Below are 12,648 nucleotides of genomic sequence, written 5' to 3' on the forward strand. Positions count from 1 at the left end.
ATCCTCTTATTTATCTAATGATATATTTCTTGTACCTCTGGGCACGGTTACGCACAAACCGTCAATATCTTTTGTGATTTTTATTTGGCATCCAAGCCTCGATGTCTCTGTTAAACCGAAAGCTAGATCCAGCATGTCATTTTCCTCATCAGATATAGGATTATGTGTTTCTACAACATCATAAAATTTTGGATCAACAATCACATGGCATGTAGAGCAAGCAAGAGAACCTTCACATGCACCTTCAAGCAGATCTGGATCACTTCTATGGGCTAAATTAAGAAGAGTTTCTCCCTCTGCAGCTTCATAACTTTTCTTACTTCCATCAGGTAAAATAAAAGTAACGGATGGCATACTATTAAAATCTCTACTAATTTCTCTATATTCTACAAATAATAACTAATATTTGCAAACTCTTTGTAATTCCATTGCCTATCTCTTGTCATCTATATTCCTATCAAGAAAGTAAGATAGATACCACCAGCATCTCACAGAGTTGCAAGTATAGAATTTTCTTAGTTTTAGATTTTACTAAATATATTACTGAATTAACACTATTAAACTTGATCTGCCATTTCTTCTGATCTTAAGTTATAATTTTACTAATGCCATTTGATTAATTGCAACTTCAGCATTGCTATCTTTCAATAAATTTCCAGGACTATTACAATGGTATATGATTGCAGCAACAACAAGACAACAAACTCCAATTCCTATCCCTAACGCTAACATTCCTGAGTAAACTGCAATAGCTACTTCTAAAACAACTCCTACTACTGCTAACGTAGAAGCAACTATGATAGAAGTATTACGACACTTAATACGAAGCTCATTTAGTTTATCTAATGCAGTAGTACCATCTTTATATTTTAGCTCTCTTAGTACATCTTTATTTTCACATTTGTTAAGCAACTTCCAAGCATAACTTAACCTTGACGCTTGACCATAAAACCCCTTCTCAACATATTCAACCAAGAGATCAAACGGAGTTTCACCTTGGTCATTTTTAACATCAAATCTCGCACCTGCACTCACAAGTGATTCAACTTTGCAAAGCATTGACTTATCGAAGTGCAAGTTTCTTAAAGCATGATGTAGAGCTGTATCCCCACTTTCATCTTGATAGTCAATTTTATTTTTATGTAAAAAGCAACCAAAAATCTCTTCATTGCAATCGCTTGTCACGATATTTTCTAAAGTAATACTTGAAATTTTTATGTTATTTTCGACTAGGAGATCTAAAGCTTCTTTATGGTTACATTTAACAATAATATCTACTAGTTTATTTAATGCAGGTGTACCTTCTAGCTTCTTTAGCTCATCAGTTTTACAACAACTAAGCACCACCGAAAGATTATTTAATCTTTCTATTTTTTTCTTACGAGAGCAGTATGTAGCATAATTGACCAAGAGATCAAATGGAGTTTCATCTTTGCTATTTTTAACATCAAGCCTTGCACCTTTACTAAGAAGTGACTTGACAAAACCTTGGTATTTTGATTTATCCAAATCCAACCATTTTAATGTATGATGTAAAGATGTATTTCCTTTTTCATCTTTATAGTTGATATTTAATTTATCTAAGCACTCATTAAAAAAATAATCCAAAAAATTTTCAGATTGGTATTCATAAGCATATCTTAAGATTTCATTTAGTGATATTTCTATCCTTCCTTCAAAGAGCTCGAAAAATTCCACACGATCGTACGTAATAGCAATTTGCACTAGAAATGTAATGTCACCAGCAGCAATTGTAACTTTCTTTATTATATCACAAAACTCTTCATACTCATTTGACTGGATATTTAACAACAATTTCGGAATAGTGTCTACATATTCGAGTTCGGTTAATTTTTCAGTCTCTTTAGCTTTGCCCATCTTGCCTATTTGTTTAAAACGCTTGATTACCCTTTCTGATTCCTCTTTGATTAATTTTTGACTTTTCAACAAATACATATTACATATTTCATAAAAAATTTTCATTCTTTTATTTTCTTGTTTAAGTTTACTTATCAGTTCCATCAGTTTTGCCCGCAACAACTCCAGTTCATCACTACAATCCCCATCCTCATACTTTCCTCTATCGTACTGGCTTCTTGTTGTTGGGTTAGATAACACTTCGTGTGCTACTGATATTTCCTTGAACTTTGTCAATTTCTCTTCAAGTTGAGTCCGTTGATCTTCTTCCGACTGTGATAGTAGCTTTCCGTCCTTCTTCTTTCCTTCTAGCCTATCTAGCTCTTTCACTTCCTCAAGCAATTTATCTGGATGAAGCTTCAATGCTAATTTGCGATATGCTTTTTTTATCTCATCGTGAGTAGCATCTCTTTTTACTCCTAATATTTCATAATAATCAGGCATTTGTTTCTCCACTATTTTGATACATTTTTTATAACATTAGTAATACTATGTCTTTAAAAGAATTGGTACTATATAAGTATTTTAGCAAATATTATAATATTTATCAACAAATTGAGTGAAAATTTAAAGAGTTATTTATGGTAATTGAGGAGCTACAACCGCACGACGTCTGCCGTTAATAACTATTTCACCTATCGCAACTGCTGCAAAAACAAAACAATAATATACTTTTGTTAGTACGATGATAGGTGACAGAGAGGCAATGCTGCTTGCTAGTAATACGTGAGAACCATAAGGTAAGATACTTTTTGTGATAGAAGTAAATATCTCTAATAAGTACGCACTACGGTGTGGTGCAATGTTATATCTTTGCGCAAGCCTTTTAGCAATATTACTAGTTAATAAAATAGCAACAACATTGCTGGAAACTAAAATAGTAAACAGAGATGATATTCCCGCAATCATAAATTCAGCTTGAGTTTTTGTCATATTCACCTTATCGGTGAATATATCTATCTTTTTCTGACTGTATTCGTACATTAAGTGGCTTAATCCACTACTGAAGAGAATAAATATCATTACTTCATTCATCTTATAAAAACCCCTATATATGCCACGAGAATATTCAATAAGAGAATAATCAAAAAAAGCTATTCCTAATATCCCAGCAATAACCATATTAATAGCTAATGTTACCAGAGTGTTTATTTCAAATAAACCCATAATTATTAAAGATATATAAGGGATAATTTTGATTATGGATAAATAATTCAGACTTGAGATAGAAACAACTTCTCTACTATTTGAAATTATTACCAGATAAATAAGTATTATAGCACCTGTAACAGATCCTGTCTTGAGAGTGAGTTTTATTTTATCCTTTACTGAAGCTCCTTGTGAAGAAGTAGCTGCAATAGTAGTATCAGATATCATTGAAAGGTTGCTGCCAAACATAGCTCCACCTATCACAGCTCCAACACCCACTGCACAATCAAAAGCTCCATTTTGTGCTAAATTAACAGCTATTGGTGTTATAAGTGCAATAACTCCGATTGATGTGCCGATTGCACTTGAAATAAAAGTAGAAAGTAAAAACATTCCAGGAAGTAATAATCGTGCTGGAAGAAAGCGAATAGTTAAGTTAGTAATAACATTTATACTACCAAGCGATTCAGTAATAGTAGAAAATGCTCCAGCAAATAGAAAAATCAAACACACGGTAAGAGTAGTTTTATTACCCATACCTTTTATAAGTGTATCAATACTATGCTGAATTTTGTTTTTATTGAATAGAACAGCAAAAAATAATGCTGGTAATAAGCAAACTAACGGTGAAATTTGATGAAGAGGATTGCCAAGTCCGATAAAAGAAAAATAAATACCACTTCCAAGGTATAAAGCTAGAAAGATAATGAGAGGAAGAAATGCAAACACTTATCGTAGTTGAACAAATCGGAAGTATACTAGAACAAGCTATTTTAAGCAATCATCAATATATTGTTTTTCTACCAATTTTGAACATCTTAAGCCATCTACTTTTGAATAAATTCCATTTGCATTTCTTGTATACTATCCTCTATTTGCTTTATTTGTTCTATTAGCCTTTCCTCTAAGTCAAAATTACCGCCCAGCCTTGCTTTAATTTTTTCTTCTTGTAATACATTTAATTCTTTCCGTAATACTATGTTATTCCAGACAGTTTCTGCCGATCTCTTCTCACTTAATTGACTATTTAATACGCTAGTTTTTTCAAATATAAACTTTATAACACTAGACTCCTGTAGCAGAATTTCTTTATTAAAGTTGCTCTCATTAGTTACCATATTAATTACGCACTGTTGTAATTTTTTCATCTCATTAGTAAATTCGAAATGAGAAAATTGCTCAAAAAATATAGGACGGTTCAAGATTTCAGGAAATTCTACGGCTATACGCAAAATTATGGCCTGATTTTGCTCTGCTTCAATTAGCTCTGGAGATTTATTGTAAAGATACTCACCTTTTGTTGCTTTGCTATTAAAAATCAGCTTTTTAAAGTTTCTTCTTAATTCACTGACCTTATTGTAAAAATAATCTCTATAATACCTTCTAATACTGCTGTTACCGATAGCATTGACATATTTCATGAACTTGTGCTCAAGAATTGAATATTTTTCCGGAGCAAATTTTTCATAATTTTGCAAATTGCTACCAATTATGTGATGCCATAAATATTCAGAGTGCAGTTCTGTTGAGCGGTTAAAAGCGGATAGTACATCTTCCGTCTTATATTCTAGTTCATTGCATATATCGTATGGGTCCTTGTTGCTTGGCAAAGTCACGAACTTCAATGTGTATCCAGGCTCCAGTATCGGCAGAACAAGTTCTGCAATTCGAATAGCAGCATGACATCCAGGACTATCGCCATCCATACAGATAGAAATTTCTTTAGCAAGTTTCCAAAGATTTTTTATCTGCTCTGCAGAAATTGCGGTACCAAGCGGAGCAACTGTATTGCTAATTCCCGCTTGATGTAGTGCTATTACATCCATATATCCTTCAACAACAAATAGATGCTGTTTTTTGCGTATTTCACTCAAAGCAAAGTTTAATCCATATAAATTTTCTCTTTTCTTAAAGAGCTGACTCTCTGGGCTGTTTAGATACTTCGGCTGTTGCTCAGAGTTCAGCGCACGTCCGCCAAAACCAATAACTTTGCCCGTGATGTTGTGTATAGGAAATATCAGCCGATCATAGAAATAATCACGAGAATTCTTATTTATTAACCCAACATCGATCAAAATCTCGTCTTTAATACCAGAGGAGTTCAAATATTCCTTCAAGCCAGAACTTGGTGCATAACCTATCTTAAATTTATCTATGATTTTGAGTGAGATCTTGCGCTGCCTTAAATAAGCCATAACACCTCGATTTTTCTGCGCGAACCAACTTGCAGCTAAATTCAGTGCTGAAAACAGTTTGTCATTTTCTTTAGCAAAGCTGAGGTTTTTGGGTAACTCAACACCTGCAACAGATGCCAATTTTTCCAACGCTTCCTTAAAACTTAAGCCCTCAGTTTGTGAAATAAATTCAAACGCATCACCATGAGCTGAGCAACCGAAACAGTAATATAAGCCCTTAACATTGCTGACCGAAAAAGATGGAGTTTTTTCGTTATGAAATGGGCAGAGTCCAACAAAACTATCTCCTCTTTTTATTAACCTAACTTTTTTTCCTACTATGTCGGACAACAATAATTTTGACTTTATAATATCTATATGATCCATTTTACCGAATGAGTAGTGGTAGGATAAAAATTATATAGAATTTATGCATATCTGACTCGAAATTTATTCAGAAAGATCAGGAGAGCTTGACAAAAAGCTCAAAATAAATTACCCATATAAATACCCTTAAGTTGCAATTTCTTATATGTCAGATGTGATATCAGTTGCTTCAGACCACGCAGGTTATGAACTAAAATCAGAAATAAAGGCTTACTTGGAAACTTTAGATTATACAGTGATAGACCGTGGCTGCACTGCTGAACAAAAGAGTGTAGACTACCCTGACTATGCTGCTGAAGTTGTAGAAGATATAACAAACAAAAAAGCAAATTATGGAATATTAATTTGCGGTACAGGTTTGGGCATGAGTACTGTGGCAAATCGTTTTGAAGGAATCTACGCTGCTTTATGTAATAGTGTTGAGATCGCAAAATTAGCTCGCGAGCATGGCAACGCGAATATACTGTGTCTTGGTGCAGGGTTTACTGCGAGTGGATTAGCAAAAGACATAGTCAAACAATTCCTCGAAACAGAATTTTCAAAAGAAAGTAGACATAAAGAACGCCTTGATAAACTTAGCAATATTAGCAAGAAAAAAACCACAAAAACTTATAATGAAGATGAAATATCAAAATTCGCTAAAATAGCAGGTGAATGGTGGGATGAGAATGGCAAGTTCAAGCCATTGCACATGATGAATCCTGTGAGAGTATCATACATCGTTGAGAAAATAAAAGAATTAAAAAAATGCGATTTAAAAGAACTATCATTGCTCGATGTTGGTTGTGGTGGTGGCATTTTGTCAGAGTCAATGGCGCGTATTGGTATTAGCGTTGCGGGAATAGATGTATGTGAGGAAAACATAAAAGTGGCACAGTCGCATGCGAAGAAAGTAGGGTTAAATATAGAATACACACACACTAGCATTGAAGAGCTAAGCAATGACAAGAAGTATGACGTGGTTTTGTTGATGGAAGTGGTTGAACATGTCGATAATTTAGAGTTTTTCATGAAAAAAGCAATAGAGCTGTTGAAGCCAGAAGGGCTAATTTTTATATCGACGATAAATAGAACTATTAAATCCTTCTGTCTTGCAATAGTCGGCGCAGAGTACATATTAAACTGGCTGCCAAAAGGCACACATAATTGGAATAAATTTCTCAAGCCATCAGAAATTGCAAATCATCTAAGGGAAAACAATGTAACACTACAAGATATGACTGGTATGGAATATAATGTAATAAAGCGTGAATGGAACTTGACCAAAGGTGTGGATGTTAATTATATACTTTGTGGAAACGTTGTAATTTGAAATCTCATTCAAGTACTAGAAGGTAATGCAAATATTTTAGGCAGTTTTACTTTACTTAGCAGCTAATTTATCATATGTATTTCCATAGGATATCGCTATATTAGAATATGTTACAATTACTAACCTTACTTGCTGTTATCACTTCGGTTGTATTTTTTGGTCATCTAGTTCCAATGGAAGTGAAAACCTTCTTGTATTCAATAAGCCTTAGTATAAAAGAGATCTTACTATTTATAATGCCTTTTATTGTTTTTGCATTAATCTTTAGTAGTGTTAACAATCTTAAGCAGTCGGCTATAAAGTTTATATTGTTACTTATTATAACGATTTTCTTGTCGAATCTAGCTTCAAGTTTAATAGCTTATTCTGTTGGGCATTTCATCACACAAAACACTTATTCAATACAAGATATAACATATGAAGAAACAATTGTTCCTTTATGGTCATTTAGGATACCTGCATTGCTTTCTAATTTTTATGCCCTTGCTTGTGGATTTGTATTAAGCATATTAGTGTCCACAATATTACCAAAAAAAAGCAAAGAGCTCTCGAACAAAATGTTAGATTTAACTCTCTTTATTTTGAAGACATTTTTGACGCCAATTATTCCAATGTTTGTACTTGGTCTTGCTTTAAAAATGGAACATGATCAGGTTTTACCCATAATATTTAAGGATTACTCAATAATTTTTATTATTATATCATCTTCAACTTACCTTTATGTTTTTCTCTTATATGGAGCAGCAAATTCGTTCAAGATCACAAGCTGGATAGCTAGTATAGGTAATATGATACCAGCATTTATTACTGCAATGAGCACAATGTCTAGTAATGCAGCTATGCCGCTTACTCTTGAAGGAAGCAAAAAAAATGTAAAGCAGCATGATATAGCATCGTCTGTTGTGCCAATAACTGCTAGCTTTCATTTAGTAGGTGATTGCTTTTTTATTATAATACTATCAATGATAATGACTTTTGGTGGTGCATTGTCTGCAACAGACTATGTGACTTTCCTTCTCTACTTTCTGTTATTTAAATTTGCTATTGTTGCAGTTCCAGCGGGAGGAATTATGGTAATGTTGCCTGTTCTTGAGAAGTATCTTAAATTCTCTCCAGAGATGCTTTCATTAATTACAGCATTGTATATAGTGTTTGACCCAATAATAACTTCAGCAAATGTTATGGGTAACGGTGCGTTCACTATGATGTTTACAAAGCTCTATGATAAGCTTAAGTGATGTCCATTCTAGCAATTAATACTGTAGGTGCTGGTAGTTCAATAGCAGTAATTGATTACGATGGTAATTGTTTTGTAGAACGCAATTCTGCAAACAATAGCCATGTAGAATCATTTTTTCAAATACTGAATACTTTGTTTGATAAGCATAATTACAGCTACGATAAAATAGACCATTTAGCAGTGATAGTTGGACCAGGAAGTTTTACTGGAATCAGAGTTGGTATATCAACTGCACAAGGTATAAATCTTGCTACAAATAAGCCGTTATATGGGGTTAGTGCCCTGGAAGCTCAAGCATATGCAATATCGCTACTTTGTACAAATAGCAAAAAAAATATTAAAGCTATAATCGAAGATGATCAAAAGTTTTATACGCAGTTATTTGATTTCAATTTGTTACCGCTATCAAATCCTGCTGTAGTAAGTGAACTCCAGCCTGAAACGCACTGCATTACATATATGGATTGCAGTTTACCAAAGTTGGATGCTAGCCATGCAGGGCTATTAGTCCGTTATAGACTAAAAAATAAACAAAAATTAAATGGAGTTGAGGCTCTATATTTAAATGAGCCTCAGTATATGAAATCGTTGCCTATTGCGTAAACACTATTAATTTGGCCAAGTTTGTACATCTGACTTACTATTTCTTCTGCTACTTCTTTTATACTCATATTTGAATTTTCTACCTCTATAGCATTTTGTGGTACAAATAAATCTTCCTCCCTAAATTTAATACTATTTATATTAGTAACCTTCCTATTTTTTCTTTGCTTTTTTGATATAGTACGCTCTTGTAATATCAATGGATTGCACCTAAGTACTATAGGGAGGATTTTTGTGCTCATTTTTTTACTAAGTTCTACTACTGAGTTATATATTCTTATGTTGTAATCATTATTTTTAATTAATTCATCAACAAATATATAATTTTTTGAGTCAATAGGATAGGCTTCTATTGCCTGAAACATAACATGTGTAGTGTTATATATTCTATCTCGAGCTTCTTTGGAAGTTTGATTATATTCAAGTCCACTTACAATTACTGCATTTATCATACTAGATAATACTATTGCTGTAGAAAGTTTACCACTTCCTGGAAGACCAGTGATATATATGAAAAATTTTGTTAGCTGTTTTTTTATGTCAACGTTTATCATATTATTTTTAATATTAAAACCTACAATTATAATAACATAAAAACAAGGCTTTAAAACATATGAAATATTACATAAAAAGTCGCTTTTATAGTTAAAATACTATGTAATCTAGAAATGTAAACTCTAATCACCTAAGGCAAGTAAAAGTGCTTAGTATTTTAACGTAGGTTCACCTTTTAGTTTGTAATAAACTTTTTTTTACGTATAAATCTTTAGAAAATTTTAGTCAAGAGCTATGTTATTAACAAATAGTGAGTTGAAAAGAGACCTAGTTAACGCCTATCAAATTTTATCTTATCTTAAATTAGATGATCATACGTATACTCATCTCTCTGTACGTTCTGAAGATAAAAAGTCATTTTATGTTTATCCGTTTGGTATACGTTTTTATGAAGTAGATGAAAGTTCATTGATGAAAGTATCGTTTGATGGGAATATAATTGAAGGCAAAGAATATCAATATAATAAAACTGGCTATGTAATCCATGGCTTCATTTATCAAGCAAGGAAAGATATTCAAGCAATTTTTCATCTACATACACCTTCTATTGTAGCAGTTTCTTCTCTCAAGGATGGATTACTCCCAATAAGTCAGTGGGCGCTGCACTTTTATAATAAGGTATCTTACCATGATTATAATTCCCTGGCACTTGATGATACAGAAGGAAAAAGATTAATAGCTGATTTGAAAGAAAATTTTGTGATGTTAATGCGCAATCATGGATCTATAACATGTGGTCAGACTATACAAGAAGCAATGTTTTATACGTATCACTTAGAACAAGCTTGTAAAACTCAATGCCTGACGCTAGCAATGAATAGGGAGTTGTCAATTCCAAGTGAAGAAATTTGCTCAAAAGCCGTAAAGGATCTTCTGTCTTTCGAAAGCAATCTTGGTGAGAGAGATTGGCACGCATGGGTTAGGTTGATTAAAGGTAAGTTATAAAAGTTTCTGACTCTTCGATAGATATTAGATTTCTTGCATAACCAGCCAGTCTGAAATCCAATAATGGTTTCACACGCTGTAACTCTTCAATTCATGTAAGAAGTCTAATGTCTCCATCTCTACTTAAGTTAACACCCTTAACTAAGCAGATACAAGTAAATATAGCCCTTCCCATAATAGTCCAAAAAGGTCATAAGAAAGAAGAATCGACAGCATGACGAAAAGATTTGAATAAAGGAATGTTTTTCCTGGTTCTGTTTTTTATAGCAAACCAATAATGTTCAGTTTTGTTAAAATCTGGAGAATATGGAGGAAGATATAAAATTTCTGCACCAACTCCTTTAGCAAATCTTATTAGACTTATGAAAAGTAGCATTATCAAGGATAACAGTTTGTCCAGGTTCCAAAATCGGTGTCAGAAACTGCTCAAACCATTTATTAAAGATATCCATATTGCAGTGGCCTTCAAAGGTTAACGGAGCAATTATTTTTCTTCCACTTAAGGCTGCAACCATGCTAATTCGTTGAGTTTTCTTCCCAGATTTTAGGGCATAAAACCGCTGTCCTTTCTGGCAATACCCATAGGTTCAGTGTCCAGACTCATCTATATACACTAATTCTTTAGGTTCTTTTGTTGCTATAACCTTTGAAAATTGAGCTCGCTTTTCTTCATTTCTTTCTTTATATCCGTAGGTCTTTTTTTTCTTGTGAATCCTATATTTTTAAGTGCTCGATGAATTGTTTGTCTACTAATATTGCCCCAGCATCTCTGACTGAGTTTTGCCACCTTGCTCATTTGCAAATTCGGCAAATGCATTCCAGTCGGTAATTTTATGCCACGCTTCCAGGCTTTTTTGACTGAAAATCTCCCGTTTTCTCACGTCTTTTCTTCCACTCATATAAAGTTGTTTTTCCGATCTTAAATCTCTTGGCAACAGTTTCTCCACTCTCTCCTTCATCCAATGCTTCCATTACCTTTTTTCTTAAGTCATAACTATATGCTACTGGCATCCTTACCTTCCACTACTATCAATCCATATCTTACTCTTTTTGGACTATTATGAGAAGGGCTATAACTAGTAAGTTTTTTCAATCCTGCTCCACAGCAAATTTTAATGCTATGTGAGTAGTTATAGTGCTGTTAACAATTAAAATGACAAAAACTAAGATGGTGATTAGTAGTGTATAAATATTCAAGGATAAATTTTCAAATTGAGTTAGCAATTTGAAATATACAAAAGTTGGCATTATCATTGGCAAAACAAGAATTTGCGACACTCCTGATGCTAAGTTATTTCGACCAATCATCAATGCATTTCCAGTAGCTGAAATATTAATGATTATCAGCGTATTAAATAATAAAGACACTCCAACTGCTATTGAATGTTCAATATTATTGCCTAGAATTGCAAAGCTGAACATGAAAGAAATCACTGAAATCGGTAACCCAAATAACAACCAGTGAGCGAAGATTTTATAAGCAACTATCAGCCTAGAAGAGAGTGGCTGTAAAAAGATTTGCTCTAATATTCCATCATGATAATCAGATGTAAATAAATTATTTGTAGAGATCTGCAAAACAAATGTAGCACATATCCATGTTAATGTTAATATGACTTCTTGTTTACTGTTGTTTTCAAGTGTATATGAAGATAAACTTAACATTATAATAAAAATACATACTATATAAGTAAGATTATTATCATTTATTACTAATTTTTTTACCAAACTAATCATACCAGGATTTTAAATGTTTATTATAAATTATAGTGTTTACTTTGAGGGTAGTATAATTTTTTGTGTTTACAAGTTATATAAGTTTTAATATATTTTATTGATAATGCTATGGAAAAATTAATAAAAATAAAGTTACCGGAAGATTACGTTCCTTCAGAAAATGAAGAATATATGAACGTAAAACAACTGGAATACTTTAGCTTAAAGTTACAATCAATACTCTCTGAACTGGAGAAACAAGATCTAGAAGATAGTAGTATTTATTCTGATAGTGAAAATGGAGAATTAATTAAGCGCCGAAAAGATAGAAAAGAAAAAATTAAGGAGGCGTTGGAAAAAATAAAATTAGGCATTTATGGTTACTGCGATGGAACGGGAGAAGAAATAGGAGTCGAAAGACTTAAAGCTAATCCGCTTGCTATGTATTGTATTGAAGAACAAGAGAGAATAGAAAAAGAAAAGAACGTGTATAACATTAATGATTAGAACTTGTCGGGAGTGTTAAATAAACTGTGTCAAACCGAGAAGTAAAGTAATAAATTGATAAAAAAATGGAGGTTTGACAATGAGTCAAGCAAACACAACTACCGGTTTGGTAGACTATAAAGTATCCGTTCAGCGGAGTGGCA

Annotated in this window: 11 protein-coding genes and 2 pseudogenes; 5 read left to right on the forward strand and 8 right to left on the reverse strand. The window is 32.9% G+C overall.

Going from position 1 to position 12,648, the window contains the following annotated elements; genetic code table 11:
• Positions 1-6: 6 nt before the first annotated feature.
• The 5 genes and pseudogenes from ONG75_RS04170 to dnaG all read right to left on the reverse strand — a co-directional run bounded on the left by ONG75_RS04170 (position 7) and on the right by dnaG (position 5,627).
• Complete coding sequence (locus ONG75_RS04170; protein ID WP_006013713.1) at positions 7-354, reverse strand: ferredoxin family 2Fe-2S iron-sulfur cluster binding protein; 348 nt, start codon at positions 352-354, stop codon at positions 7-9.
• 237 nt (positions 355-591) lie between these two features.
• Positions 592-2,022, reverse strand: coding sequence for a TomO hydrophobic C-terminal domain-containing protein (locus tag ONG75_RS07890; protein WP_458694721.1), 1,431 nt, complete (start codon positions 2,020-2,022; stop codon positions 592-594).
• A gap of 57 nt (positions 2,023-2,079) precedes the next feature.
• A pseudogene (locus ONG75_RS07835) lies at positions 2,080-2,361 on the reverse strand (DnaJ domain-containing protein); the annotation flags it as partial.
• 135 nt (positions 2,362-2,496) lie between these two features.
• A complete protein-coding gene (locus ONG75_RS04180) occupies positions 2,497-3,795 on the reverse strand; it encodes a Na+/H+ antiporter NhaC family protein (RefSeq protein WP_264375858.1) in 1,299 nt (432 codons plus the stop codon).
• A 98-nt stretch (positions 3,796-3,893) separates the two neighbouring features.
• Positions 3,894-5,627, reverse strand: coding sequence for a DNA primase (dnaG, locus tag ONG75_RS04185; protein WP_010401576.1), 1,734 nt, complete (start codon positions 5,625-5,627; stop codon positions 3,894-3,896).
• Between the two features lie 145 nt (positions 5,628-5,772).
• On the opposite strand from dnaG, the gene ubiG reads away from it, so the two are divergent.
• The 3 genes from ubiG to tsaB all read left to right on the forward strand — a co-directional run bounded on the left by ubiG (position 5,773) and on the right by tsaB (position 8,782).
• Positions 5,773-6,939, forward strand: coding sequence for a bifunctional 2-polyprenyl-6-hydroxyphenol methylase/3-demethylubiquinol 3-O-methyltransferase UbiG (ubiG, locus tag ONG75_RS04190; protein ID WP_064085277.1), 1,167 nt, complete (start codon positions 5,773-5,775; stop codon positions 6,937-6,939).
• A gap of 107 nt (positions 6,940-7,046) precedes the next feature.
• Entirely contained in the window at positions 7,047-8,177 is a 1,131-nt protein-coding gene (locus ONG75_RS04195) for a cation:dicarboxylate symporter family transporter (RefSeq protein ID WP_064085278.1), read from the forward strand.
• A complete protein-coding gene (gene tsaB / locus ONG75_RS04200; RefSeq protein ID WP_264375859.1) occupies positions 8,177-8,782 on the forward strand; it encodes a tRNA (adenosine(37)-N6)-threonylcarbamoyltransferase complex dimerization subunit type 1 TsaB in 606 nt (201 codons plus the stop codon). Before ONG75_RS04195 ends, tsaB begins: the two co-directional genes overlap by 1 nt.
• Here tsaB and ONG75_RS04205 read toward each other — a convergent pair.
• On the reverse strand, positions 8,752-9,336 hold the full coding sequence (locus tag ONG75_RS04205; protein ID WP_250120390.1) for an adenylate kinase family protein: 585 nt from the start codon (positions 9,334-9,336) through the stop codon (positions 8,752-8,754). The two genes, tsaB and ONG75_RS04205, sit on opposite strands and share 31 nt — an antisense overlap.
• 235 nt (positions 9,337-9,571) lie before the next feature.
• Here ONG75_RS04205 and ONG75_RS04210 point away from each other — a divergent pair, with 235 nt between their 5' ends.
• Positions 9,572-10,282 carry a class II aldolase/adducin family protein gene (locus tag ONG75_RS04210; protein ID WP_139686912.1) on the forward strand — a complete coding sequence of 237 codons (711 nt, stop codon included), beginning with the start codon at positions 9,572-9,574 and terminating at the stop codon, positions 10,280-10,282.
• A gap of 190 nt (positions 10,283-10,472) precedes the next feature.
• Here the strand turns inward: ONG75_RS04210 and ONG75_RS04215 are convergent.
• Both ONG75_RS04215 and ONG75_RS04220 read right to left on the reverse strand, forming a co-directional pair.
• Positions 10,473-11,293 (reverse strand): annotated as a pseudogene (locus tag ONG75_RS04215) (IS630 family transposase).
• Positions 11,294-11,371: 78 nt separating this feature from the next.
• Positions 11,372-12,019, reverse strand: coding sequence for a heme exporter protein CcmB (locus tag ONG75_RS04220; protein WP_007302672.1), 648 nt, complete (start codon positions 12,017-12,019; stop codon positions 11,372-11,374).
• A gap of 108 nt (positions 12,020-12,127) precedes the next feature.
• Here ONG75_RS04220 and ONG75_RS04225 point away from each other — a divergent pair, with 108 nt between their 5' ends.
• Positions 12,128-12,505 (forward strand): TraR/DksA family transcriptional regulator, encoded by a 378-nt coding sequence (locus tag ONG75_RS04225; RefSeq protein WP_007302671.1) that lies wholly within the window; start codon positions 12,128-12,130, stop codon positions 12,503-12,505.
• Positions 12,506-12,648 lie beyond the last annotated feature (143 nt).

This window comes from Wolbachia endosymbiont (group B) of Sphaerophoria taeniata (assembly GCF_947179355.1).
Taxonomy (GTDB): Bacteria; Pseudomonadota; Alphaproteobacteria; order Rickettsiales; family Anaplasmataceae; genus Wolbachia.